Source organism: Arthrobacter sp. NPDC056691, from assembly GCF_042791415.1.
Taxonomy (GTDB): Bacteria; Actinomycetota; Actinomycetes; order Actinomycetales; family Micrococcaceae; genus Arthrobacter.
Genome location: NZ_JBHTXX010000021.1, coordinates 73,949 through 97,433, shown reverse-complemented (window position 1 = coordinate 97,433; position 23,485 = coordinate 73,949). Strand labels below are relative to the sequence as shown.

At 67.1% G+C, this 23,485-nt stretch carries 21 protein-coding genes; 6 read left to right on the top strand and 15 right to left on the bottom strand.

Translation table 11 applies throughout. The features are described 5' to 3' along the window. Nucleotides 1-235: 235 nt before the first annotated feature. From ACFRAU_RS16635 to ACFRAU_RS16615, 5 genes are all read left to right on the top strand, one after another. Nucleotides 236-1,741 (top strand): glyceraldehyde-3-phosphate dehydrogenase, encoded by a 1,506-nt coding sequence (locus ACFRAU_RS16635; protein WP_378000755.1) that lies wholly within the window; start codon nucleotides 236-238, stop codon nucleotides 1,739-1,741. A gap of 7 nt (nucleotides 1,742-1,748) precedes the next feature. Then, a complete protein-coding gene (locus ACFRAU_RS16630) occupies nucleotides 1,749-2,774 on the top strand; it encodes an ATP-dependent 6-phosphofructokinase (protein WP_377996009.1) in 1,026 nt (341 codons plus the stop codon). A gap of 42 nt (nucleotides 2,775-2,816) precedes the next feature. Beyond that, nucleotides 2,817-3,401 carry a histidine phosphatase family protein gene (locus ACFRAU_RS16625; protein WP_378000754.1) on the top strand — a complete coding sequence of 195 codons (585 nt, stop codon included), beginning with the start codon at nucleotides 2,817-2,819 and terminating at the stop codon, nucleotides 3,399-3,401. Between the two features lie 145 nt (nucleotides 3,402-3,546). Next, nucleotides 3,547-4,239, top strand: coding sequence for a hypothetical protein (locus tag ACFRAU_RS16620; RefSeq protein ID WP_378000753.1), 693 nt, complete (start codon nucleotides 3,547-3,549; stop codon nucleotides 4,237-4,239). Between the two features lie 88 nt (nucleotides 4,240-4,327). Continuing rightward, nucleotides 4,328-6,487 carry a transglycosylase domain-containing protein gene (locus tag ACFRAU_RS16615; RefSeq protein ID WP_378000752.1) on the top strand — a complete coding sequence of 720 codons (2,160 nt, stop codon included), beginning with the start codon at nucleotides 4,328-4,330 and terminating at the stop codon, nucleotides 6,485-6,487. A 23-nt stretch (nucleotides 6,488-6,510) separates the two neighbouring features. Here the strand turns inward: ACFRAU_RS16615 and ACFRAU_RS16610 are convergent, their stop codons facing one another. From ACFRAU_RS16610 to ACFRAU_RS16555, 12 genes are all read right to left on the bottom strand, one after another. Next, on the bottom strand, nucleotides 6,511-7,242 hold the full coding sequence (locus ACFRAU_RS16610; RefSeq protein ID WP_378000751.1) for a GAF and ANTAR domain-containing protein: 732 nt from the start codon (nucleotides 7,240-7,242) through the stop codon (nucleotides 6,511-6,513). 42 nt (nucleotides 7,243-7,284) lie between these two features. After that, nucleotides 7,285-7,632 carry a hypothetical protein gene (locus ACFRAU_RS16605; RefSeq protein WP_378000750.1) on the bottom strand — a complete coding sequence of 116 codons (348 nt, stop codon included), beginning with the start codon at nucleotides 7,630-7,632 and terminating at the stop codon, nucleotides 7,285-7,287. Nucleotides 7,633-7,708: 76 nt separating this feature from the next. Then, nucleotides 7,709-8,500 carry a DeoR/GlpR family DNA-binding transcription regulator gene (locus ACFRAU_RS16600; protein WP_378000749.1) on the bottom strand — a complete coding sequence of 264 codons (792 nt, stop codon included), beginning with the start codon at nucleotides 8,498-8,500 and terminating at the stop codon, nucleotides 7,709-7,711. A 69-nt stretch (nucleotides 8,501-8,569) separates the two neighbouring features. Beyond that, complete coding sequence (locus tag ACFRAU_RS16595; RefSeq protein WP_378000748.1) at nucleotides 8,570-9,250, bottom strand: SDR family NAD(P)-dependent oxidoreductase; 681 nt, start codon at nucleotides 9,248-9,250, stop codon at nucleotides 8,570-8,572. After that, a complete protein-coding gene (locus ACFRAU_RS16590; RefSeq protein WP_378000747.1) occupies nucleotides 9,247-10,494 on the bottom strand; it encodes an exo-alpha-sialidase in 1,248 nt (415 codons plus the stop codon). Before ACFRAU_RS16590 ends, ACFRAU_RS16595 begins: the two co-directional genes overlap by 4 nt. Nucleotides 10,495-10,497: 3 nt before the next feature. After that, nucleotides 10,498-11,274 (bottom strand): HpcH/HpaI aldolase/citrate lyase family protein, encoded by a 777-nt coding sequence (locus tag ACFRAU_RS16585; protein WP_377996000.1) that lies wholly within the window; start codon nucleotides 11,272-11,274, stop codon nucleotides 10,498-10,500. Nucleotides 11,275-11,324: 50 nt separating this feature from the next. Next, nucleotides 11,325-12,314: an aldo/keto reductase gene (locus ACFRAU_RS16580; RefSeq protein ID WP_378000746.1), complete on the bottom strand. Its 990-nt coding sequence runs from the start codon at nucleotides 12,312-12,314 to the stop codon at nucleotides 11,325-11,327. Between the two features lie 76 nt (nucleotides 12,315-12,390). Further along, nucleotides 12,391-13,218, bottom strand: a complete 828-nt coding sequence (locus ACFRAU_RS16575) for an ATP-binding cassette domain-containing protein (protein WP_378000745.1) — start codon at nucleotides 13,216-13,218, stop codon at nucleotides 12,391-12,393. Then, nucleotides 13,211-14,113 carry an ABC transporter ATP-binding protein gene (locus ACFRAU_RS16570; RefSeq protein ID WP_378000744.1) on the bottom strand — a complete coding sequence of 301 codons (903 nt, stop codon included), beginning with the start codon at nucleotides 14,111-14,113 and terminating at the stop codon, nucleotides 13,211-13,213. The genes ACFRAU_RS16575 and ACFRAU_RS16570 overlap by 8 nt, the downstream gene beginning before the upstream one ends. 1 nt (nucleotide 14,114) lies before the next feature. After that, nucleotides 14,115-15,020: an ABC transporter permease gene (locus tag ACFRAU_RS16565; RefSeq protein ID WP_378000743.1), complete on the bottom strand. Its 906-nt coding sequence runs from the start codon at nucleotides 15,018-15,020 to the stop codon at nucleotides 14,115-14,117. Then, entirely contained in the window at nucleotides 15,017-15,952 is a 936-nt protein-coding gene (locus tag ACFRAU_RS16560; protein WP_378000742.1) for an ABC transporter permease, read from the bottom strand. The genes ACFRAU_RS16565 and ACFRAU_RS16560 overlap by 4 nt, the downstream gene beginning before the upstream one ends. Nucleotides 15,953-15,955: 3 nt before the next feature. Then, entirely contained in the window at nucleotides 15,956-17,530 is a 1,575-nt protein-coding gene (locus ACFRAU_RS16555) for an ABC transporter substrate-binding protein (protein WP_378000741.1), read from the bottom strand. A gap of 192 nt (nucleotides 17,531-17,722) precedes the next feature. Here ACFRAU_RS16555 and pdxA point away from each other — a divergent pair, with 192 nt between their 5' ends. Further along, nucleotides 17,723-20,077, top strand: a complete 2,355-nt coding sequence (pdxA, locus tag ACFRAU_RS16550) for a 4-hydroxythreonine-4-phosphate dehydrogenase PdxA (RefSeq protein ID WP_378000740.1) — start codon at nucleotides 17,723-17,725, stop codon at nucleotides 20,075-20,077. 65 nt (nucleotides 20,078-20,142) lie between these two features. On the opposite strand, the gene ACFRAU_RS16545 is transcribed toward pdxA, so the two are convergent. From ACFRAU_RS16545 to ACFRAU_RS16535, 3 genes are all read right to left on the bottom strand, one after another. Continuing rightward, nucleotides 20,143-20,919, bottom strand: a complete 777-nt coding sequence (locus ACFRAU_RS16545; RefSeq protein WP_378000739.1) for an SDR family NAD(P)-dependent oxidoreductase — start codon at nucleotides 20,917-20,919, stop codon at nucleotides 20,143-20,145. A 35-nt stretch (nucleotides 20,920-20,954) separates the two neighbouring features. Continuing rightward, nucleotides 20,955-22,337 (bottom strand): MFS transporter, encoded by a 1,383-nt coding sequence (locus tag ACFRAU_RS16540; protein ID WP_378000738.1) that lies wholly within the window; start codon nucleotides 22,335-22,337, stop codon nucleotides 20,955-20,957. A 120-nt stretch (nucleotides 22,338-22,457) separates the two neighbouring features. After that, the gene (locus ACFRAU_RS16535) at nucleotides 22,458-23,480 is read right to left on the bottom strand and encodes a PHP domain-containing protein (protein WP_378000737.1); all 1,023 of its coding nucleotides are present in this window, start codon (nucleotides 23,478-23,480) and stop codon (nucleotides 22,458-22,460) included. Nucleotides 23,481-23,485: the final 5 nt, after the last annotated feature.

Below are 23,485 nucleotides of genomic sequence, written 5' to 3'. Positions count from 1 at the left end.
CACGCCCTCGAAGCCCTCAGCGCCACCACCATGGCCCTCATGTTCGCCACCACCACATAACCCCGCACAGAGCAGAACAACAACGGCGGCACCCTACCCAAAAGGATCGTTAAAACCATCCGGAATTAGCGTTTCCCCTACCCGAAGATGGCAGGACGATGGATATCAAGCCCCTCTCAGACCATCTCAGGAGCTGAAGCTAAAAACAGACCCACCCTTTTGGAAAGGCAGTCCGATGCTAGAAACCCCAGATTCAAGTCTTGCTACCTGGATGGACCGTGAGGCCCTCGCCGAGGCTATGATTCCGGTGATCGGCCGGCTGTACCGTGAAAACAATGTGGTGACCAGCGTCCATGGCCGGACTTTGGTCAACAAGTCCACCATGAGCATCCTGAAGGCGCACCGGTTTGCGCGCCGGATCAGCAAAGACGAGCTGCCCCTGGGGGAGACGGCCCCGCTGCTGAACACACTGGCCCAGCTGGACCTGGGTGCCGCTGCCATCGACATCGCCCGGCTGAACCAGAAGTTCAAGTCCGACGGCGGCGACCGGACTTTGGCGGAATTCCTCCGGGCCGAACTGGCTGAGGTGGTGGGCAAGCGGGGCGCCGGCAACCACGCCAGCACCGACGTCGTGCTTTACGGCTTCGGCCGCATCGGCCGCCTGGTGGCGCGCCTCCTGATCGAACAGGCGGGCGGCGGCCACGGCCTGCGGCTGCGCGCCATCGTGGTCCGGCGCGGCTCCGACAACGACCTCGCCAAGCGTGCCAGCCTGCTGCGCCGCGACTCGGTGCACGGCTCCTTCGAAGGCACCATCAAGGTGGACACCGAGGCCAACACCATCACGGCCAACGGCGTCCGGATCCAGGTCATCTACTCGGACAACCCCGCCACCATCGACTACACCGCCTACGGCATCAACAATGCCCTCCTGGTGGACAACACCGGCCGCTGGCGCGACACCGAAGGGCTGTCCCAGCACCTGCTGAGCAAGGGCGTGGCCCGTGTCCTGCTGACCGCGCCGGGCAAGGGCGAGCTGAAGAACATCGTGCACGGCATCAACCACCGCGACATCACCGATGCCGACCGGATCGTGACGGCAGCCTCCTGCACCACGAACGCCATCACCCCGGTCCTGCAGGCGCTCAACGACAGGTACGGCGTGGTCCACGGCCACGTCGAGACCGTCCACTCGTTCACGAACGACCAGAACCTCATCGACAACTTCCACAAGGGCGACCGCCGCGGCCGCTCCGCCGCGCTGAATATGGTGATCACCGAGACCGGTGCCGCCAAGGCTGTGGCCAAGGCGCTGCCCGAACTGGAGGGCAAGCTCACCGGCAGCTCCATCCGGGTCCCCACCCCCGACGTGTCCATGGCCATCCTGAACCTGAACCTGGAACGCGGCACCACCAAGGACGAGGTCAACAACTACCTCCGCGGGATGGCGCTGCACTCGGACCTTCGCCAGCAAATCGACTACATCGACTCGCCCGAGGTGGTCTCCACCGACTTCGTCGGTTCCCGCCACGCCGGGATCGTCGACGGCCTCGCCACGATCTCCAACGACAAAAACCTGGTGCTCTACGTCTGGTACGACAACGAGTTCGGCTACAGCTGCCAGGTGGTCCGCGTCATGGAGGAAATGGCCGGCGTGAACCGGCCGTCATTCCCCGCAGCGGATGTCGTTGAGGAGGCCATGTCGGTGCTTGCCGCCGTGGAACCGGCCGCCCCCCGAATGTGAGCCGAACATGAAAATTGGAATCCTCACCAGCGGTGGCGACTGCCCCGGCCTGAATGCGGTTATCCGCGGCGCCGTCCTCAAGGGCATTGCCGTCCACGGCCACGAGTTCGTCGGATTCCGCGACGGCTGGCGCGGCGTGGTGGAGGGTGACGTCATCGACCTCCCCCGAACCATGGTCCGCGGTATCGCCAAGCAGGGCGGCACCATCCTGGGCACGTCGCGGACCAACCCGTTCGAGAATGGCGGCGGCCCCGACGTCATCAGGGCCCACATGGACCGGCTGGGCATCGACGCCATGATCGCCATCGGCGGTGAAGGAACCCTCGCCGCCGCCCAGCGCCTCACCGACGCAGGGCTGAAGATCGTCGGTGTTCCCAAGACCGTGGATAACGACCTTGACGCCACCGACTACACCTTCGGCTTCGACACCGCGGTTCAGATCGCCACGGAAGCCATCGACCGGCTCCGGACCACCGGCGAGTCCCACCGCCGGTGCATGATTGCCGAAGTCATGGGCCGGCACGTCGGGTGGATCGCGCTGCACGCCGGGATGGCTGCAGGCGCCCACGCCATCCTCATCCCGGAGCAGAAGATCAGCATCGAGCAGATCGCCCAGTGGGTAAAGGAAGCCCATGCCCGCGGGCGCGCACCGCTGGTGGTGGTGGCCGAAGGCTTCATGCCTGAGCATATGGAGACCCCGCACTCCGAGCGCGGGCTGGACACCTTCGGCCGTCCCCGCCTGGGCGGCATCGCTGACCAGTTGGTTCCGGAAATCGAAACCCGGACAGGCATCGAAACCCGCGCCACCATCCTGGGCCACATCCAGCGCGGCGGCGTACCGTCAGCCTTCGACCGCGTCCTGGCCACCCGCCTGGGCATGGCCGCGATCCACTTGGTGGTGGAGGGCCTGTGGGGCACCATGGTGGCCCAGAAGGGAACGGACATTGAGCACGTTGCCTTCCAGGAAGCCCTGGGCCGGCTGAAGTCTGTCCCGCAGAAGCGTTACGACGAAGCCGCGGTCCTGTTCGGTTAAGTCCCTCCGGGCTCCTGACGTGGATGCTTCACAATGGAAGGCATGACCCTCACGACTTTCGCCCTCATCCGCCACGGCCAGACCGACTGGAACGCGCAGCGCCGGCTGCAGGGATCCAGCGATATTCCGCTGAACGACGTCGGCCGCGGCCAGGCGCGCGAGGCCGTCGCCGTGCTGTCCGGGCAGGAGTGGGACACGATCGTATCGTCACCGCTGGGCCGCGCGGCGGAAACCGCCGAGCTGATCGCGGCGGGCCTGGGGCTCACAGTGGCCAGGCACGTGCCGGAGCTTACCGAGCGCAGCTTCGGACCCGCCGAGGGCCTGCAGGCCGGCCCGGAACTGGAGGCACTGCGCATCCCCGGCGGCTTCCGAGGGGCAGAAAGTGACGACGAGGCGGCCTCCCGCGGCCTGGCCGCCCTGGAGGCACTGGCCGAGGAGTTCCGGGGGCGCCGCGTTTTGGTCGTAGCGCACGGCACGCTCCTCCGCCTGGCCCTCGGCCGTGCCATCGGCAGCACCCTGCAAAGCATCGACAATGCCGTGCTCAACCTGGCCCACCACCACGCCGTCGACGGCTGGCAGCTCGAATACTTCAACGGCGAACGGGTGGTCGAGGCCGCCCACAGCTGACGAATCTGGTGCTGCCTCTGTCCCCGGTGGCCTGACAGGACTACCTTTCTCCTATGGGCCGGGCAAGCAACAGGTGCACCGGGCCGCATAAAGGGTTTCTACTCAACGAGGAGTGGGACGGGCCATGAAGCCAAGAACCATAATAGTGGGGGTCATCATCCTGTTGCTGGTCGCTGGCGGGGCGGCATTTTTTTACTTCAACAACTTGAGAACCAGGGCTGCTGACTACAATCCGCAGATCACCCCGGCGGACTTCAGCACGAAAATAACCAACAAGTACTTTGCGCTTCCCGTCGGCAAGAAGATGACCTACGGGGCCGGCGGTGACAGGATCGAAATCGAAATCCTCAAGGAGACGCGCGTCATTGAGGGCATCGAAACTGTCATCTACCTGGACAAGGAATTCAAGAGCGGGCAGCTCGTCGAGGAGACGAGGGACTACCTGGCCCAGCACAAGAACGGCGACGTGTGGTACTTCGGTGAGGACGTGAATAACTTCAAGGACGGCCAGCTGCAGAACCATTCCGGCAGCTTTATCCACGGGCAGGACGGGGCAAAGGCCGGCATCTGGATGAAGGCCGAACAGCGCGTGGGCGACACCTACCGGCAGGAGTACTACCTTGGCCATGCCGAGGACATGCGGGATACCATCGCCACGGGCCAGACCGTCACCACGAAGATGGGCACCTACACAGAGTGCGTCAAGGTGGACGACTGGACACCGCTGGAGCTCAACTCGCGGGAGCACAAGTACTACTGCCCGCAGGTGGGCTCGATGGTCCTGGTTGAGGAAGCAAGCGGCAAGCGGTCAGAACTCACGAACATCGACCTGCCCTGAGCCCGTGCGGCCGAACCCGGCACTCTGGCCCGGCCGTCACCTGAAGCGTATTCTGGAAGCACGCTTTTTTGGGGTGTGAACCGCACTGATGGTACGCAAAAGCTTGGCATCGCGATCTCACACGGCCTGGGCAAGGTTGCTCGGGTTCGTGGTCCTCAGTTGCGTCTGCGGCGCGTTGGTTGCCGCCTACTTCGTTCCCCAGCTTGCCGCCGCCGGCGCCGCCGTGAACGGATCGCTCAACTTCTATAACGGCCTTCCTTCCGACCTTGCCGTGCGTCCGCCGGCGCAAACAACAAGGATTCTGACCTCGGACGGCCAATTGATCGCCTCGTTCTATGAGGAAAACCGGGTGCGGGTGTCGCTGAAACAGATGTCACCGTACATCAAGGACGCCGTGGTGGCGATCGAGGACAGCCGCTTTTACGAACACAGTGGCGTCGACCCCGTGGGTGTCCTGCGCGCGCTGGTGAGCAACGTCTCCGGCGCGGACCGGCAAGGTGCTTCCACGCTGACCCAGCAGTACGTCACCAACGTGGCCAATGAATCGAAAATTGCCTCCGGGCGCGAGGATGAGGTGGTCCTTAGCGGGGAGAAGACCATTGGCGACAAGGTGCGGGAAATGAAGCTCGCCATCGAGCTCGAGAAGAAATTCACCAAGGACCAAATCCTCGAGGGCTACCTCAACATCGTGTTCTTCAACCGCAGCGCCTACGGGATCGAGGCTGCCGCGCAGCACTTCTACAGCGTTCCGGCCAGCAAGCTCAGCCTCCCCCAGGCGGCAATGCTGGCAGGGCTCGTCAATAGCCCCAGCCTCTTCGACCCCGTGACCAATCCGGAAAACTCGCTCAAGCGGCGCAACCTTGTCCTGGATGCCATGCTGGCCCAACGAAAAATCACCGGAAAACAGCATGACACCGCAGCCGCCGCCGGCCTGGGCCTGAAAGTGCGGGTCTCCAGGCAGGGCTGCGCCGCCGCCGCCATCGCCCCGTACTTCTGCGACTACGTGTCGCATCTGATCCTCAACAACCGGGCCTACGGCGCCGACACGGAAGCCCGGGAGCAGAAGCTGTTCCGCGGCGGCCTGACCATCACCACCACGCTTGACAGCCGGCTGCAGGCAGCGGCCCAGGTCCAGGTAAACTCCACCGCCGGGGCCAACCCGGGCAAGTGGGGTGCTTCGCTGCTGACACTCCAGCCGGGCACCGGGAAAATCCTGTCAATGGCGCAGAACACGGTGTTCCTCCCGCTGCCGGGCAAGTTCGACACCCAGCTGAACTTCAACGTGGACGCCAAGGACGCCAACGGCAACGACCTCAACGGTGCGGGCGGGTTCCAGCCCGGATCCACCATGAAGCCGTTCACGTTCGCTGAGTGGCTGCACCAGGGACGGAAGATCACCGAGGAGGTGGATGCCTCACGGCGGGAGTACCCACTGGGGTTCCGCTGGCGGGACTCGTGCGCCAAGGTGGTTGGCGGCTACAGCAGCCGGCAGCGCGCCGCCGGCCTCGAAACTGCCGACGATCTGCAGAACGCCTCGGAGGGCTACTACCGCAGGATGCCCGCAAACTATGGGCTGTACAACTCCATCAACACGGCCACCTTTGCCGAGGTCGCGCAGCTGGACATCTGCGGCATCCAAAAGATGGTTGACACCCTGGGCCTGCACAGCGGCCTGGACGGGTCAGGGATCAACATGCACCAGCTGGGCAACGTGCTCGGCGGAACCGCCGTGTCACCGCTCAACCTGGCCACCGCCTTCGCCACCTTCGCCGCCGACGGCCGCTACTGCGCGCCGATGGCCATCCAGCGCGTCACCGATTTCACCGGGCGGGCGCTGCCCAGCCAGCAGTCGGCGTGCCGGACCGCTGTGGAGCCCAATATTGCCCGCGGGGTGAATTCCGTCCTGCAGGACGTCCTCAAGAAGGGTTCAGGCATCTACATCAACCCCAAAGTGCAGGGCAAGGTCCCTGTGGCGGCCAAGACCGGCACCAACAACAGCAACGGTGCCACCTGGGTATTGGGCTACACCAGCGGCATCGTCACCGCATCGTTCTTCGGTGACGCACTGAACGGCCAGAAACGGCCGGGCAGGAACATAACCGTCAACGGCACCCACTACGACCGCATTGACGGCTACATGATCGCCGGGCCGCAGTGGGCCAACTACATGCTGAAGGTGGCCAGGATGTATCCGGCCAGACCGTTCCCCAAACCCCCGCCGTCCATGATCGGGCAGGGCGGCAAGTAGCGCCGTAAGGGCAGGCCGGAGACCTACTCGAAGTGTGTCTCCACGCCTGATCCGGAGAGCCTGCCCAGGAGTTCCACGGCCACGTCGCGCAGCTTCTGGTTCCGGTTGCTGGAGACTTTGGCCAGTATGTCCATGGCTTCCTTTTGCGAGCACCGGTTCTGCGCCATGATGACGCCGCAGGCAACGTCGATCGCCGTCCGGCTCTGCATGGCGGCCTCAAGGTTCAGCGCCCGCGCCTGGGCGGACCCGATCCGGACGGACAGGTGCAGGGTGCGGCTGGCCAGCTCGCCGAACTCCACCGCCCGGTCGAAGAGCTCGGCAGTGAACAGGCCCGGTGCGGGGCCGAAAAAGTTTATCGCCGCGCTGGCGCCCTCCCCGATGTCCACGGGAATGCCCAGTGTCGAGTACACATCGTGCTTGGCGAGCTGCTTCTGGTATGCCGGCCACCGTTCGTCCGTGCGGACGTCGTCGAGAAGTTCGGGGGCCATGGTGAACAGCGCCCGAATACAAGGACCGTCGCCGATTGCCTGCTCGATCTGGTCCAGTTCCACTGCCCGGGGGCTGCTGCCCGCAACGGTGGCGGTGTGCCGGTGCCGCTTCAATGTCACGGCGCATTCAATGCCTGTACCTGCCAGACCGGTGAGCGTAGATGCTGCAAAGGCGGCCAGCCCGTCGAGGAAAGCCTCAACGCTGTCGGCCCCGATCAGGATGTCCTGCAGCTGCAGGACTGCCGAATCCTCGTTTGCTTCAGTCATTCCCCAATGCTAAACGCAAGGGGCCAACATGCACCCGCGTCCTCAGGCTGTCTGCGGCGTTCCGAAGAGTTCTGCGGCAAGGCGCAGCAGGCGCTCCGGGATGCTGGTGTCCTTGCCGTTGGCGTCACGGCCGACGATGACTGCCGGGCCGCGGGCAGCGCCTGCCAGGTCAAGGCCGCAGTCGTGCATGAGTTGGTCGGCGCGGAGGTTCACCGGCAGGTTGGCCGAGGTCCCCTCGGCGTTGAGGTAAAGGTGCCAGTCGCCCCGGGCGACGGACTCGAAGTCGCCCCCGAGCAGGTCCTTCAGGCTGTCCGCCCCTTCCACGGGGACAACCCGGAGGGGTTCGCCCAGGCGGGGCGGGACTATCAAGGCGGTATGTGCAGTGTTCATTTTGGGTCACTGTTAATAACAAATTCAGGGATGCCGGTGTTCCCGCCGGCCTGCCGGCGGGGCCCCGGGATGCGGTCTACGCAGAAGCCTGCTGCCCTGCCTGTACCTGGACGAGCTGCACTTGCACGCCAGCCTCCCTGAACAGCGCCACCTGGCCGGGGTGGGCGCCGGAGTCCGTCACCAGGGTCCACGGCAGGGCGAGTTTCGCCCAGGCGTGGAACGGGTGCTTCCCCAGCTTCCCGGAGTCTGCCAGGACATAGACGGCATCGCCGCGCCGGGCCATGAGCTCCTTGAGCCTGGTCTGTGCGTGGTCTGCCTCGCAGAGTCCGTTGTCCGCGGTGACGGCGTCCGCGCCCAGGAACACCCGGTCAAAGCTCATCCGCTCCAGGGCAGCCTCGGCAAGGGGGCCTACGAAGGTCTGGCTCACGCCCCGGAGCCGGCCACCGAGGCAGTCCACCTGGATCCCCGGCGAGTCGGCCAGCTCCTGCAGCGTGTTGATTCCCGGTGTGGTGACGGACAGATTCTCCCGTCCGCGCAGGGCGTGCGCCAGCGCACCGACGGTGGAGCCGCCGTCGAGCAGGATGTTCTCGCCGTTCTTCACCTCGGCGGCAGCCCAGGCCGCAATGGCGTGCTTCTGCTCGTACGCCTCCCCGGTCCGCTGCCGCAGGGACGGTTCGGGGTGGGCGCCCAGCGCCACGGCTCCGCCGTAGGTCCGCGCCAGCTTCCCTTCTTCGTTCAGTTGGGCGAGGTCGCGCCGGATGGTGGAGGCGGTGACCCGGAAATGCCGCGACAGTTCCTCCACAGACGCCAGCCCCGTGGTGACGGCGAGGTGGTAGATCTCTTCGCGCCTGGTTTTGGCGGTGGTCATCGGTGGCTCTCCTTTGCTGTCACCATCGTAGGGGTCCGGTCGGCCCGAAGCCTCACAGGGCAGAACGCCTCACAGCGAGGCGCCGCCGCAGATCACGTAGTTCTGACCCGTGATGGACTTGCCGTGCGGCCCGAGCAGGAAACCGGCGAGCGCCGCCACGTCCCCGGGATCCACCAGCCGGCCGAGCGCGGGCAGCTTGGGCGGCGTGGCGGCACGCCCGGGATCGGCCAGCATGGGCGTGTCCGTCGGCCCCGGCGACAGCACGTTCACCGTGATGCCGCGCTGCGCGAGCTCCTGCGCCCACGTCCGTCCCATGCCCATGAGTGCCGCCTTCGTGGCCGCGTACTGGCTCTTGCCGGCCGCGCCCGTGGACGTCCGACTGCCGATCAGCAGTACCCGGCCGCCGTCGGGCATTTGGGGCACCACCGCGTTGGCCAGCGCACTGGCAGCCCCGACGTGGACGGCGAACATGCCGGCGAGCGCCCCCGGGTCCAGCTCGCCCAACAGCGCGGTGCGCTGGTATCCGGCGGCGTGGACCAGCGCGTCTGCGGGGTCAATTGCCGCTGCCGTTTCCGCCAGCGACGACGGATCGGACAGGTCCGCGTGCAGCCACCGGAAGCCGGGCCCCAGCGAGGTCCCGCTGCGGCTCAGCCCGGTGACCGTCCAGCCGTCGGCCAGCAGCCGCTCGGCTATGGCCTTGCCGATGCCGGAGCTGCAGCCCGTGACAACTGCGTGGCGGGCGCCGGTCACTGCTCGTCGCCGCCCGGTGTCGCGCTGCCGTCATAGGCCCACTGCGGATCCACGCGGACGTACTTGATGGCCTGGCGGAAGTAGGTGTAGGCGATGTTCAGCGCACCGTCGGGGCCCTGGTGGATGGACGGGTAGGAGTACTCCCTGTTCAGGCCGTCGCGGGAGTTGTTGGACAGGCAGTAGCCGTCCCCCACGTCGAGGTTCCGCCGGATGGGCCAGCTGCGGCCCGAATCCTCGGAGATGGCAAGCGTCATGGGCGAGCGCGGCGTCCCCCAGAAGGCGCGCCGTTCGCCGTCGTCGTCGGCAACAGCAGCGCCGGGTACCGGCTCGGCGAGTTGCCCCTGTTCCTCAGCCAGGCCGTCGTCGTCGATCTCGTCGTAGAGCGACAGCCGCCGTTCGGTGTTTTCCTCCGCCCTGGCGTGGTTGTAGACCAGCGCCAGCCGGCCGTCTGCCAGCGCCGTGAACTGGATGGAGGAGTTGTTGTTGGGCAGTTCGGTGGGGACCGGTTCGCTCCAGGTGGTGCCGTCGTCGGTGGAACGTGATTCGTAGATCGAGTCTGCCCAGCGGCTGCGGAACAGCGCGAGCAGCGAGCCGTCGGCCACGGGCTGGATGTTCATGTGGACGCAGCCCAGGCTGCCCGGCAGGATGTGCTCGCTCCAGGTTGCTCCGCCGTCGTCGGAAATCATCACGGCGCTGTCATCGCTGTTGCCCACCCATTTTTCCCCGGGCGTGGTGATGCAGCGGAAGATCGGGATGATCAGGCGGCCGGACGGCAGCAGTACCGGCAGCTGCCGGACGAAGAAGCCGCCCGTCTCGTTCGCGGCAAACAGCGTTTCCACCGGACCCCAGGTGCGGCCGCTGTCCGTGGAAGTACGACGGCGGACCTCCGCCGTGTCCTGGTTGCCCGCCTTCTGCGCGGTGTACAGGAGCCAGAGTGAATTATCCGGGGCGGTGAACAGGATCGGGTTCTGCTCGGAGCGGGTGGAGTCGTCTGACAGCTGCTCCGGGGCTGACCACTGGCTGCTGCCCGGCTCCAGGGTGGAGAACCAGATGGAGATGTCCGGCACGCCCTCCTGGGTGCCGCCGAACCACACGCAGCCCAGGCGTCCGTCGGGCAGGGTCAGGAGGTTGGCGGCGTGGCTCTGCACGGTGGGTGCCGGCAGGTACGCGAAGTCCGCGCCGTCCGCGCGCTTCACGGCGCCGTCGGGCGTGATGGTGCTGTAGCCGGCGTTGGTTGTCTGCATCCCTCAGCCCTCCGACTTGGCAGCAGCCAGGTGCGCCTTGGCAGCCAGCTCCAGGTGGGTCAGGTCCGACGCTACGGTGGTGAACGTGTAGCCCTGCCGCAGCCGCTGGGCGGCGATCTCCCCGGCGGCGGTGTGGATGCCGGCGGCGATGCCTGCGGAGGCGGCGGCGTCTGCGATGGTTTCCAGCGCCGCGTTGAACTCGGCCTCGATGGCGGGATCGCCCGGGAAGGCGCCACCGACGGCGATGGCCAGGTCCGAGGGGCCAACGTAGATGCCGTCCAGGCCGGGCGTCGCGCAGATCTCCTTCACGTTGGCCAGCCCCTCAGGCGTCTCAATCATGGCGAAGACCAGGGTGGCGGCGTTGGCTTCGGCGGGTACCGGGCCGATGCGCAGGGCCGAGCGCATGGGTCCGTAGGACCGCCCACCCAGTGGCGGGTATTTGGCCGCCGCGACGGCCGCGGCGGCGTCCGCCGCGTTGTTGACGAGCGGCACGATCACGCCGACGGCCCCGGCGTCGAGCGCCTTGCCGATCGCGGTGAAGTCGTTGGCCTCCACGCGCACCATGCCGACGGCGGTGTGCCCGGCGTCGATGGCCATCAGGCCGTTCAGCACGCCCGAGTAGCCGAGCAGCCCGTGCTGCGCGTCCAGTGCCACGTAGTCGTAGCCGAGCCGGCTGATGCGTTCTGTTGCCACGGGCGCGTCCAGCACTGCCCAGTAGCCGACGGCCTGCTCACGGGCGCGGACCTTGCGGGCGAATTCGGTAGCGAGTTCAGATGTCATGTGGTGTCTTCTGCCTTCAGTTCGGGAAATCAGCGGGGGTCGGCGGTTGATCAGCGGTTGTACGCCGGCATGGGTCCGCGGAGGCTGGAGCCGACGGCGTCGCACGCGGCCGCAACGTCTTCGGGCAGCGGCCCCTTGGCCACGGCGGCGATGTTGGCCCGGAGCTGCTCCACCTTCGAGCCGCCGAGCAGCATGGAACCGACGCCGTTCCGGTAGGCGAGCCAGCGCAGCGACAGCTCGGCGAGGGTGATGCCCGCCCCGTCGGCGATGCCGGCCAGGGCGTTGACGGCCTCGAACAGCTGCTGGTTCCAGTAGCGCTGGGTGTACATGGCAGCCAGCTTGGAATCGCCGAAGCGGCCTTCGGAGGGCTTGGCCTCGAAGCTGTGTTTTCCGGTGAGCAGGCCGCCGCCCAGCGGGTTGTAGACCATGGTGTGGACGTTGTGGGTGGCGGCGAACTCGAGGTATTCCTCCTCAACCCGCCGGGCCACCAGGTTGTAGAGCTGCTGCGCCACGACGGGCTTAGGCGCACCCACCTCGCGGGCAACGTGGATCACGTCGGCGATCTGCCAGGCCGCGAAGTTGGAGACGCCGAGCGCCCCGATCTTCCCGTCCGCGGCGAGGTCCGCCACGGTGCGAAGGGTGTCCTGCAGCGGGGTGGCACGGTCCGGCTGGTGCAGGTAGAACAGGTCGATGCTGTCCACGCCGAGCCGGCGCAGGCTGCCCTCCACGCTGTTGCGCAGCCCTTGCGGGGACAGCGGCGTGTGCTGGCCGTGGTCCGCGTGCGGCATGCCGGCCTTGGAAGCGAGGATGACCTCGTCGCGGCGCCCCTTGAGGAGGCGGGCGAGCATCTCCTCCGTCACACCGCCCACGTAGGCGTTGGCCGTGTCGATGGTGGTGATGCCGGCGTCGAGCGCCTCCTCCACCATGCGTCCGGCGGTGGCCTCATCGGCGGTGTCGCCGAACGTCATGGTGCCGAGGACCAGCCGCGAGATGGGAAGCTTCAGTCCTTCCACCGGGGTGCCTTCTGGCTGCTTGCTCATGCGTTGATTCTCCGTGGTTGCAGTGTCGGTGTGATTGCGGTGTCTGTCGGGTCAGGAGCCGGCCGGGCGGGCCGGTTCAGGCGCCCTTCAGGGCCAGCGAGCGGACCACGTGGCGCGGCTTGAGGCCGCGCATGGTGGACGGGTCGAGGGCGGCACGGCGCAGTTTGCGGGTGTAGTCCTCCTTGGGCGCGGTCAGCACGGATGCAGTGCTGCCGGACTCCACGAGCCTGCCGCGCTGCATGACCATGACGCTATCGCTGATCTCCTGCACCACGCCAAGGTTGTGCGAGATGAACACGTAGGTGATGCCGGTTTCGTCCTGGATGGACTTCAGCAGGCGCAGCACCTGGGCCTGTACGGACACGTCCAGGGCGCTCGTGGCTTCGTCGCAGACCAGCAGCTCCGGCTTGGAGGCGAGCGCGCGGGCGATGCCGATGCGCTGCCGCTGGCCGCCGGAGAACTCCGCGGGATGGCGGTCCAGGGACCTGGCAGGCAGGCCCACCTGGTCTATCAGCTTCGCGGCTTCCTTGTGCCGCTCGGCCTTGGACCGGACGCCCTGCAGCTTCAGCGGTTCCGCCACGATCTCCTGGGCGGTGAGGTGCGGGTCCAGGGAGCCGTACGGATCCTGGAAAACCATCTGGAACTTCGAACGGAGCGGACGCAGTTTCGCTTCGCTCATCGAGGCAATGTCCGTTCCGTCCAGTTCGATCCGGCCGCTGGCCGGCGTCACCAGCCGCATCAGCGCCTTGGCGATGGTGGACTTTCCGCAGCCGGATTCACCGACGACGGCGATCGTCTTGCCCTTGTCCACCGAGAAGGAGACGTCATCCACGGCACGGAACGTTCCGCCCGGCACGTGGTAGTCCACCACGAGGTTCTCGACGGAGAGGAACGGCTTAGTCATGCTGGCCTCCGGTGCTGGTCAGGGCGGCGTCGCCGGCCGCGGTTGTAGTGGACTTCGGGTCGATGGTGCCTGCCGGGGTCTCGTCCCACGGCCCCAGGACCGGCACGGCGGCCAGCAGGTTGCGGGTGTACTCGGTAGCCGGGTGCTCGACGACCTGCTGGACGTCGCCGGACTCCACGAAGGAGCCGTCCTTCATGACGTGGATCCGGTCCGAGATGAGCCGGGCCACGCCGAGGTCGTGGGTGATCATCAGGATGCCGATGCCGCGCTGTTCCTGAAGCTCCAGCAGCAGGTCCAGGATGCCGGCCTGCACCGTGACATCCAGCGCCGAGGTGGGTTCGTCGGCCACCAGCAGCTGCGGTTCGCTGGCCAGGGCGATCGCAATCAGCACGCGCTGGAGCATGCCTCCGGAGAGCTGGTGCGGGTACTTCTTCAGCTGCACCTCCGGTGTGGGAATGTGCACCTGTTCCAGCAGCCGGATGGCGCGGGCCCGGACGGCGTCCTTGTCCTTGGAGGCGGCGCCGGCGATCCGGATGGCCTCGGAGAGCTGGCTGCCGATCGAGTGCACGGGGCTGAGCGCGGTCATGGGGTCCTGCGGAATGAGCGCGACGGTCCGGCCGCGGACCTTGTCGATGGCCTTGGGTGCGGCCACCACGTCCACGCCGTCAATGAGCACGGTGCCGGAAAGTACCGCCAGGTCCTCCGGGAGCAGGCGCAGGATGCCCATCGCCGTCGTCGATTTTCCGGAACCGGATTCACCGATGATGGTGACGGTTTCGCCGCGGTGGATGCTGAAGTTCACCGAATCCACGGCCCGGATGATGCCGGCGTCGGTGATCAGCTCCACCTGGAAGTCGCGGACCTCGAGGAGCGGCTGTTCCTTATTGGCGTTCATGTCAGGCACCCTTCTTCTTGCGGCGGGGACGGTCGCGGAGGCCGTCGCCCAGCAGGTTCACGCCCACCACCATCAGCACGATCACCAGGCCGGGCAGGGTGACCATCCACCAGGAGGTGGTGATGTAGTCCTGGCCGTCGGAGATGATGCGTCCCCAGGTGGCGAACGGACGCTGGGGGCCGGCGCCGAGGAAGCTGAGTGCGCTCTCGAGCAGGACGGCCTGGGCCAGGAGCAGCAGCACCACGAGGGTTGCCTGCTTGATGACGTTCGGGATGATGTGCTGGAGGAGGATCTGGATACGGTGCAGGCCCAGGATGCGCGCCGCGGAGACATACGGTTTTTCGCGTTCCACCAGCACCATGGACCTGGTCAGCCTGGCCACTTCCGGCCATTGCGCAATGGCGATGACGAACGTGATCACCGGGATGGACGGGCCGAAGAGCGCCACCACCAGGAGCAGCATCATGAGCAGCGGCAGGGACATCTGGGCTTCGAGGACTCGGGAGACCACCGTATCCACCCAGCCGCCGAAGTAGCCGGCGGCGGCACCGAGGATGATGCCGATGGCGCCGGAGACCACCACGGCCAGGATGCCGATGGTCAGGGACACCTGGCCCCCGTGCAGGACGCGGGAGAGCAGGTCGCGGCCCAGCTGGTCGGTGCCGAACAGGTGGCCGTCCACCAGCGGGGCAAGCCGGCGGGCGGAGAGGTCCTGGTGGTTGGCGTCCGGCAGCGGAAGCACCTGGGCCAGCAGGATGGGAATGATGACCAGCAGCGTGCAGACGGCTCCGATGCGCAGTTTCCACTTGGCGGCGTTGCGGCGACGGGTGGCCCCCGCCTTGGCCACGAGTTCCTTGGTGACGGCGCTCGGGGACGGTGTGCGTGTTGCGGTGTCGCTGAGGCTCATGCTGCTGCCGCCTTTCCAAGACGAACGCGGGGATCAAGAAGCGGGTAGGCGAGGTCGATGACGAGCTGGACAGCTACCGCCAGCAGCGACGTCAGCAGGACGGTCGCCTGGATGAGGGGGTAGTCGCGGGTTTCGAGGGCCCGGACAATGAGGGAGCCGACGCCGGGCCAGGCGAACACGACTTCCACCACCACCACGCCGTTGAGCATGGCCGCGAAGCGGGTGCCCAGGGCGGTGAAGACCGGGATGGCGGAGTTGCCCATGGCGTAGCGCCAAGTCAGCGCCGGGCCGCCCACTCCCCTGGACCGCGCCACGGTCAGGTACGGGGCCGCGAAGTTGGCGGTCATCTCACGCCGGACCATCCGCGAAATCAGTGCGATCTGCAGGATGGCGATGGTGAGCGTGGGAAGCACCAGCCCGCCCCAGGTGGCAAAACCGGACGCCGGGAAGATCGGGATCAGGACGGCGAAGCCGGTGAGCAGCATGATGCCGGTCCAGAAGTCCGGCATGGACTGCCCGGCGATGGTGAGGACGTTGACACCGAGTTCCCGGTTGGTGTCCGGGCGGCGGGCCATCCACACGCCCAGCGGGATGGCGATCACGGCGGTGAGGAGGATGGCCGCGGTGGCGAGGGTCAGCGTGTACGGCATCCGCTCGGCCACCACCTGCATGGCCGGCGCCTGGAAGGAGTAGGAGGTGCCGAGGTTGCCGGTGAACAGCTGCTGCAGGAAGATCCAGTACTGCTCCAGCACCGGCCGGTCCAGGCCGAACTGTTCGCGGACCCTGGCCAGTTGCTCGGTGGTGGCCAGCGGACCGGCGTAGGACACGGCCGGATCACCGGGGGCCAGGCGGATCAGGACGAAGACCGTGGAGACCGTCAGGAACACGGTCAGCAGGCCTTGGCCCAGCCGCTTGAGGATGTACGTGGTCATGACTCAGGCCTCCAGCCGGACGTCAACAAGGGGGTAGGAGTTGGTGGGCGCAAGCGCCAGGTCCGCCACGCGCTTCTGGTGGGCGAGCACCGACTTCGGAACGAAGGCCCAGGCACACGGCCAGGTGTCCCAGATGGCCTTCTGCGCGGTGGCGAGCAGCTGCTGCCGGCGTACCGGATCCACCTCGGAGGATGCGGCCTGGATCTTTGCCTGCACGTCCGGGACCACGTAGCCCTGGTAGGTGTCGCGGGTCTTTTCCTTTTCCGCGGTTCCGGCGTACATGCCCTGCATCATGGTGATGGCCAGGCCGGTGGGGCTGCTGAAGCCGTTGCCCAGCAGGTCCCAGTCGCCCTGCTTGCCCTGGCGCCAGGCCAGGATGTTGCCGCCGGGTTCGAACTGCTGCAGCTGGGTCTTCACGCCGATGTTGCCGAACATCTCCACCAGCGCCTCCATCACGGAGGTGTCGGAGGCGAACTCGCCGGTTTCCCAGATGATCTTCAGGTTCAGGTCGGTGACGCCGAGGTTCTTCAGCGTGGCCTTGGCCTTTTCGGGATCGTAGGTGTAGTTGCCCGTCTTGGCGAAACCGGTGAGGCTGGACGGGACCACGCCTTCGGCTTCGCTGACCGAATCCACCAGGACGTCCTTGACCAGAGCCTCGCCGTCGATGGCCCAGCTGAGGGCCTCGCGGACCTTCGGATCGGCCAGCGGGTGGCCGGCGGGCTTGCGGAAGTTGTAGAAGATCTGGTTCAGCCGGAGGCTGGACGCCTCTGCCAGGACGACGCCGGGAAGTCCGGCCAGCTGCTCGCGCGAGTCAGGCGTAATGGAGTCGATGACGTCCACCTCGCCGCTGCGCAGCGCAATGACGCGGCTGGATTCCTCCGGCAGGAAGCGGACCTCGACGTTGTCCACCTTGGGGGCCGGGCCCCAGTAGTTCTCGTTGCGCTTGAGGCTGTAGGTGCCGGCGCCGCGGTTGAACTTGGTCACCACGTACGGCCCGGTGCCCACGCCCTCCTGGAGCTCCTCCGGCTTGTTCTTGGCTGCCGGGCTGATCAGGATCATGCTCATCAGCGAATCGAGGATGGGAATGGGGTTCTTGGACTCCATCCGGAACGTCCTGTCATCCACCGGGACCACCGTGGGGAATTCCGGGAAGAACCCGGCGACGAAGGAGCCCTGCACCTGCTGGTACATCTTCAGTGCCGTGGCAATGTCCTCGATGGCCACCGGGGTGCCGTCCGAGTAGCGGACGCCTTGGCGGAGGCGCACCGTCCACGCGGTGGGCGAGGTCATCTCAAAGCGGTCCGCGAGGACCAGGATCGGCTTGGTTTCGGGGCCGATGGCGGTCAGTCCCTGCCGCACGGCACGCTGGACGGTGACGGCGGCGTCGAACTGGTTGAGCTTGTTGTCCAGGCTGACGAGGGACCTGTTGAGGGCCAGCGTCAGGGTGCTGGGTCCCGGCAGGCCCGTGGGGCCGGCACACCCGGCCAGGGAGCCTGTGCCCAGGAGAAATCCGGCGGCTGCGCCAAACTGCAGGAGGCGGCGCCGTGAGATCTCACTTCCTTGAGGAAGAACGGTCATCGTTGACCTCTCGGTTGAATGGGACGGCTGGCGGCCGGATGGCCTCGCCGTGTTACGTGCATCACTCTGCCACCTCTGCGCGAAATGCGCAACCGGTCTAGCGCAATTCGCGCAGGCATGCCATCATGGTGCTACTCGATCCACGGAAGCTTGATCCACAGAAGCTTGATTCATAGAAGAAGGGAGGACGACGTGACTGCAGTCCTCATCCAGGCCGATGACTTTTCCGGCGCAGCAGAAGTAGGGCAATGCTTTGCAGCCCAGGGGCTGGACACGCGGCTCCTCCTGTCCGCCGCGGAGGCGGGCACGGTTGCTGAACGCACAGACGCCGCCAGCCGCCCCGAGATTTTGGTGGTTGACACGCACTCGCGGGCTGTCGCCCCGGAGTCCGCAGCCACGGTTTCGGCAGCCGTCTTCGGCAGCACCACTGCAGACAGCGCAGGCGTTCTGTTCAAGAAAATCGATTCCCTGTGGCGGGGCAACATAGGCCCGGAACTCGCGGCACTTTCAGCTCTCGGCCACCACGTTGTGGTGGCCGGCGCACTCCCCCAGCTGAACCGGACAGTGGCCGGCGGCCGGCCCTTTGCCGACGGCGTCCGGCTGGACCGCACCGACCTCTGGCGGGCAGAGGCAACCGCCCCGCCCGCGGAGATCGCGCAACTACTGGGCCCGGGCGCCGCGGTGCGGCTTGCGGGGCTGTCCGCGGTGCGTTCGGGCGGACTGGCGGACTTTCTCACGGAGGCCCTTACCGGTGCAGCTTCGGGGGCCACGCCCGCCGCCGTGATCGTCGACGGCGAGACTCCGGCCGACCTCGAGGCCGTCGCGGACGCGCTGCTGGAACTGGACTTCAGGGCCGGCGGACGGCGCATCGTGCTGGCCGGGACCGGCGGCATGGCCCTGCTCCTGGCGGCGAAACTGGGCAGCAACTCTGCGCGGAACGCGCAAAAGCAGAAGTCAGATGGCCTGACGTCGACGGCCGGACCCCGGCCGGTGCTGGCCGCCGTCGGCTCCGCCTCGGCACAGGCCGCGGCGCAGCTGCGGAACCTGGAAGCCTGCGGCTTCACCGCCCTGCACATTGCTCCGGACGAGCTGAAGCGTCCGGAGGATTTCCGCCCAAGGCTCGGCGCGGCGCAGCAGCTGCTGGCGGCAGGCAGACCCGCAGCCGTTACTGTCAGCGCCGGCGTCGTCAATCCGCAGGAGTCTGGCAGGATCGTGCGGAACCTGGCGGAACTGGTTGCCGCGGCGGCGGCAGGTCCCGGGCCGGCGGCAGACCTGATTCTCACCGGCGGCGAAACGGCCCGCGAGGTACTCGACGCCCTGGGTGTCCGCTCACTGACCCCGCTCGCGTCAGTACAGCACGGCGCCGTGGTGAGCCTCTCCGACGACGGACGGCTGGTAGGCACCAAGCCCGGCAGCTTCGGCGACAACAACGCCCTCGCCCAGCTTTACTCCGTCATCAAAGACCTCCGGTCTTCCAACAGCACTTCCCATCCCTCCCACACACCTGGAGCACCAATGACATCTGCAGTGAACGCAACCGCACAGGACACCCGGCCCTTCATCGCCGTGACCATGGGCGACGGCGCCGGCGTGGGCCCCGAGGTGACCGTGGGTGCCCTTCTCGACGGGAACGCCTACCGCGACTGCCGCCCGGTGGTCATCGGCGACGTGCACCGGCTGCAGCTGGGCGCCAAGGCGCTGGGCGTGGAGGCGGACATCGTCGAAGTGGAGGCCGTGGGCGAGGCTGTCTTCGACGCCGGCCGTATCAACGTGATCGACCCGAAGCTGCTTTCCGCCGACCTGCCCTGGGGCCAGGAGTCCGCCGAGGCCGGCAACGCGGCCTACCATTACATCCGGATCGCGTGCGAGCTGGGCATGGCCGGCCAGGTCCAGGGCATCTGCACCGCACCCCTGAACAAGGCGGCCCTGCACAAGGCCGGGCACATCTACCCGGGCCACACCGAACTGCTCGCGCACTTCATGGGCATCGAGGAAGTGTCCATGATGCTGTCCACGCCCAAGGTCAAGGTCATCCACGTGACCACGCACATCGGCCTCATCGATGCCATCAACAGGATCGAGCCCGGCCTGGTGGAGCGGACCGTGCGCCGCGGCCACGAAGCCATGCAGCGTGCCGGCATCGCCAACCCGAAGATCGGCGTGTGCGCCATCAACCCGCACGCCGGCGAGAACGGGCTCTTCGGGTACGGCGAGGAGGCCGAGAAGATCACCCCGGCCATCGAGAAGCTCCAGGCCGACGGCATCGACGCCCGCGGCCCGCTCCCGGCGGACACGGCGTTCTTCCTGGCCGGGCGCGGCGACTACGACCTCATCGTGGCCATGTACCACGACCAGGGCCACGGACCCATCAAGGTCCTCGGCATCGAGGCCGGCGTCAACATCACCGTGGGCCTGCCCGTCATCCGCACGTCCGTGGACCACGGCACCGCCTTCGACATCGCGGGCAAGGGCATCGTGGACGTGCGCAGCATGATCGAGGCGCTGCGCCAGGCCGCCGAGATGTCGCCCAGTCCCGCGGCAGCCTGAGCCGCCCCCAGGCAGGACAACCAGTCAGGGGCAACACGTCTGGACAACCCGGCAGGGGCAGCCCGTCAGGAGATCTGCAGGCCGCCGTTGATGTCGTAGGTCGCGGCGGTGATGTAGCCGGCGTCCTCCCCCATCAGGAACGCCATGAGGGCGGCGATGTCGCGGACAGTGCCCACCCGGCCCACGAGGATGTCCCGGGACATGTCCGCCTTGCGTTCGTCGGTCAGGGTGCCGCCCATGATATCGGTGTCCACGGGGCCCGGGGCGATGCAGTTGACGGTGATGTTGTGCTGCCCCATCTCCCGCGCGAGCGCCCGGGTGAAGCCGATGATGGCTGCCTTCGACGAACTGTACGCCACCTTGGAGTAGGTGCCGCCGCCGCGCTGCGCGGAGATGGACGAGACGCTGACCACCCGGCCGAGCCTGCGCTCGATCATGCCGCGGAGCACGCGCTGGGTGACCAGGAACGTTCCGGTCATGTTGATCCGGAACACCCGCTCCCAGGCCTCGAGCGTCTCGTCCATGAACTCCGTGGGCGAACTGATGCCGGCCAGGTTCGCGAGCGCCACGATGGGCGGCATGTTGGCCTCCACCTCGTCGATGGCGGCGTTCACTCTGGCCTGGTCGGAGACGTCGGCGCCCACACCCCTGGCCAGGACGCCGTACACGGAGGAGATGTCCTCCGCCGCGCGCCGTGCCGCATCGCCGTCGATATCGAGGATGGCCACGGACCAGCCCCCGCTGGCGAGCATTTCCGCCGTCGCCCGCCCAATGCCCCGTGCGGAAGCGGCCCCGGTCAGCACCGCGGTGCGTTCAGCCGGGAACGTGTCGTGGTGCGTCATCTCGGTGATCCCCTCTAGTGATTGGTGTCGTCGGACTAGTACTTGCTGTCGCCGAACTCGTCGGCCGCCACGGCTTCTTCACCCACGGCCGCATGCGTGCCCGGCTTGACGTGGCCTTCCGGGCGCCGGCGGGCGTACAGGAAGGTGGCGACGGCGGTAACAGCAAGGCAGGCGGCCAGGAAGACCAGGCCGGAACGGTTGTCGCCGGTGGCATCGTTGAGCACACCGACGATGTACGGCGCCACGAAGCCGCCCAGGTTGCCGAGCGAATTCACCATGGCCAGGCCGGCCGCTGCTGCGGCTCCCACCAGCGCGGTGGACGGCATCGCCAGGAACGGGGCGATGGCGGAGTAGATGCCCATCGCCGCCAGGGTCAGGGCGATCAGGGCCAGGATGGCGTTGACCTGCACCAGGCTGCCGGCAGCCACCAGGCCGACGGCGGCCATCACCATGCTGATGCTGGCATGCAGCACGCGGTTGCCGGTACGGTCCGAACGCCGGCCCCAGTAATAAACGAACACAGCGGCGATGGTGTACGGGATGGCGACGATGAAGCCCACCTGGGTGGTGCTGAACTTGCCCAGTGCGGCCACGATGGTGGGCATCCACAGGCCCAGGCCATAGATTCCGCAGACCAGCCCGAAGTACAGGGCCGAGTAGGCGATGGTGCGGGGATCCTTCAGGCCGGCGAGGAAGTGGTGCGGCTGGCCCTTTTGCTTGTGCGCGAGTTCCTCGTCCATGGTCCGGGTGAGCCATTCCCGTTCGTCCGCGGCCAGCCAGTGCGCGTGGCTTGGCTTGTCCGTCATGAGGAGCGGAGTGAGCAGCCCGAGGAGTATGGCCGGGATGCCTTCGATGATGTACAGCCACTGCCACCCGTGCAGGCCGGCGACGCCTTCCATCTGGAGCAGAAGGCCTGACACCGGGGCGCCGAGGGCGTTGGAGACCGGCTGGGCGAGGATGAAGATGCCCAGCACCAGCACACGCTGCGGGGCGGGGAACCACAGGGTCAGGTAGAAGAGGATGGCGGGGAAGAAACCGGCCTCGGCCGCGCCGAGCAGGAAGCGGATCACGTAGAAGGTGGTCTCCCCGTTCACCAGTGCCATGGCCGTGGCGAAGATGCCCCAGGAGATCAGGATGCGGGCGATCCACTTCCGTGCGCCGAACCGGTACATGCCGGCATTGCTGGGGATCTCCAGCAGCGCGTAGCCGATGAAGAACATGCCCGCGCCGAGGCCGTAGGCCGCTGCACTGAGGCCGATGTCCGCACTCATGGTCAGCTTGGCGAAACCGACGTTGTTGCGGTCCAGGTACGCCACGAAGTAGAGCAACACGATGAGCGGCATGAGGCGGCCGCGCACTTTTCTCAGGGTCCGGTGGCCCAGCTCGTCCAGATGGTTCGCCGGATTCATAGCGGTCATGGTGCACCTCGCAAGGAGAGACGGGTCCGCCGGGGTTCCTCGACGGAACAATTAAGGTGTACCACTCCGTTCATGGATAGTCATGATGCTTACTAAATTATTAGCCGGGGCGCTCCGCCGCTAGTTCCTGCTGTTCAGCCACTCCAGGAGCCGGTCCAGCGGCCACGTGGTGATGATCCGTTCGGCCGGGACACCGTTGCGTTCGGCCCGCTCGGCGCCGTACTGCAGGAAGTCGAGCTGGCCCGGGGCGTGGGCGTCGCTGTCGATGCTGAACAGGCAGCCGGCCCCGAGTGCCAGCTGAATCAGGTTGTCCGGCGGATCCTGCCGTTCCGGCCGGGAGTTGATTTCGACGGCGACATTGGCTTCCGCGCAGGCCGCAAAGACCCGCCCGGCATCGAATTCGGACTCGGGCCTGGTCCCGCGGGACCCCTGCAGCAGGCGGCCGGTGCAGTGGCCCAGCACGTTGGTGTGGGGATCGGAGATGCCGCCGAGCATCCGCTCCGTCATGGTGCTCCGGTCCGAGCGGAGCTTGGAGTGCACGCTGGCCACCACCACGTCCAGCCGGTCCAGCATCTCCGGCGTCTGGTCCAGCTCGCCGTTTTCCAGGATGTCCACCTCGATGCCGGACAGCAGCCGGAAGCCGCCGTCGGCGCCGCCGTTCAGCCCTGCCACCACGTCCAGCTGCTCGCTGAGCCGCTCCGCAGTCAGCCCGTTGGCAATCTTGAGGTTCGGTGAGTGGTCCGTCAGGGCAAGGTATTCCCGGCCCAGGTGCCGGGCGGCGTCGGCCATCAGCTCCGGTGGCGAACCGCCGTCGGACCAGTCGCTGTGGCTGTGCAGGTCGCCGCGAAGCAGCGGGCGCAGCCCGTCTCCCCCGGCGGCGAGGGGTTTGGCGCCGCCCTGCCGCAGCTTTTCCAGGTAGTCGGGCACGTCGCCGTCCACAGCCTGCCGGATCACGGTGAAGGTGGTGTCCCCGATCCCCTTTGTCCGCTTGAGCCTGCCGTCCCGGGCCCGTTCCGCCACCTCGTCCGGTGTCAGTCCGCTGATGACGCCGGCCGCCTTCCGGAATGCCTGGACCTTGAACGTCGGCGCGGCGGAGCGCTCGAGCCAGAAGGCAATCTCGTTGAGGGCGTCGGCGGCGTCCATGCAGT

What these genes read in the sequence shown, in the direction of transcription:
- ACFRAU_RS16635 (WP_378000755.1), top strand. Translation starts at nt 236, where the DNA reads ATGCTAGAAACCCCAGATTCAAGTCTTGCTACCTGGATGGACCGTGAG.
- ACFRAU_RS16630 (WP_377996009.1), top strand. Translation starts at nt 1,749, where the DNA reads ATGAAAATTGGAATCCTCACCAGCGGTGGCGACTGCCCCGGCCTGAAT.
- ACFRAU_RS16625 (WP_378000754.1), top strand. Translation starts at nt 2,817, where the DNA reads ATGACCCTCACGACTTTCGCCCTCATCCGCCACGGCCAGACCGACTGG.
- ACFRAU_RS16615 (WP_378000752.1), top strand. Translation starts at nt 4,328, where the DNA reads ATGGTACGCAAAAGCTTGGCATCGCGATCTCACACGGCCTGGGCAAGG.
- ACFRAU_RS16610 (WP_378000751.1), bottom strand. Translation starts at nt 7,242, where the DNA reads ATGACTGAAGCAAACGAGGATTCGGCAGTCCTGCAGCTGCAGGACATC.
- ACFRAU_RS16605 (WP_378000750.1), bottom strand. Translation starts at nt 7,632, where the DNA reads ATGAACACTGCACATACCGCCTTGATAGTCCCGCCCCGCCTGGGCGAA.
- ACFRAU_RS16600 (WP_378000749.1), bottom strand. Translation starts at nt 8,500, where the DNA reads ATGACCACCGCCAAAACCAGGCGCGAAGAGATCTACCACCTCGCCGTC.
- ACFRAU_RS16590 (WP_378000747.1), bottom strand. Translation starts at nt 10,494, where the DNA reads ATGCAGACAACCAACGCCGGCTACAGCACCATCACGCCCGACGGCGCC.
- ACFRAU_RS16585 (WP_377996000.1), bottom strand. Translation starts at nt 11,274, where the DNA reads ATGACATCTGAACTCGCTACCGAATTCGCCCGCAAGGTCCGCGCCCGT.
- ACFRAU_RS16580 (WP_378000746.1), bottom strand. Translation starts at nt 12,314, where the DNA reads ATGAGCAAGCAGCCAGAAGGCACCCCGGTGGAAGGACTGAAGCTTCCC.
- ACFRAU_RS16575 (WP_378000745.1), bottom strand. Translation starts at nt 13,218, where the DNA reads ATGACTAAGCCGTTCCTCTCCGTCGAGAACCTCGTGGTGGACTACCAC.
- ACFRAU_RS16570 (WP_378000744.1), bottom strand. Translation starts at nt 14,113, where the DNA reads ATGAACGCCAATAAGGAACAGCCGCTCCTCGAGGTCCGCGACTTCCAG.
- ACFRAU_RS16565 (WP_378000743.1), bottom strand. Translation starts at nt 15,020, where the DNA reads ATGAGCCTCAGCGACACCGCAACACGCACACCGTCCCCGAGCGCCGTC.
- ACFRAU_RS16560 (WP_378000742.1), bottom strand. Translation starts at nt 15,952, where the DNA reads ATGACCACGTACATCCTCAAGCGGCTGGGCCAAGGCCTGCTGACCGTG.
- ACFRAU_RS16555 (WP_378000741.1), bottom strand. Translation starts at nt 17,530, where the DNA reads ATGACCGTTCTTCCTCAAGGAAGTGAGATCTCACGGCGCCGCCTCCTG.
- ACFRAU_RS16545 (WP_378000739.1), bottom strand. Translation starts at nt 20,919, where the DNA reads ATGACGCACCACGACACGTTCCCGGCTGAACGCACCGCGGTGCTGACC.
- ACFRAU_RS16540 (WP_378000738.1), bottom strand. Translation starts at nt 22,337, where the DNA reads ATGACCGCTATGAATCCGGCGAACCATCTGGACGAGCTGGGCCACCGG.
- ACFRAU_RS16535 (WP_378000737.1), bottom strand. Translation starts at nt 23,480, where the DNA reads ATGGACGCCGCCGACGCCCTCAACGAGATTGCCTTCTGGCTCGAGCGC.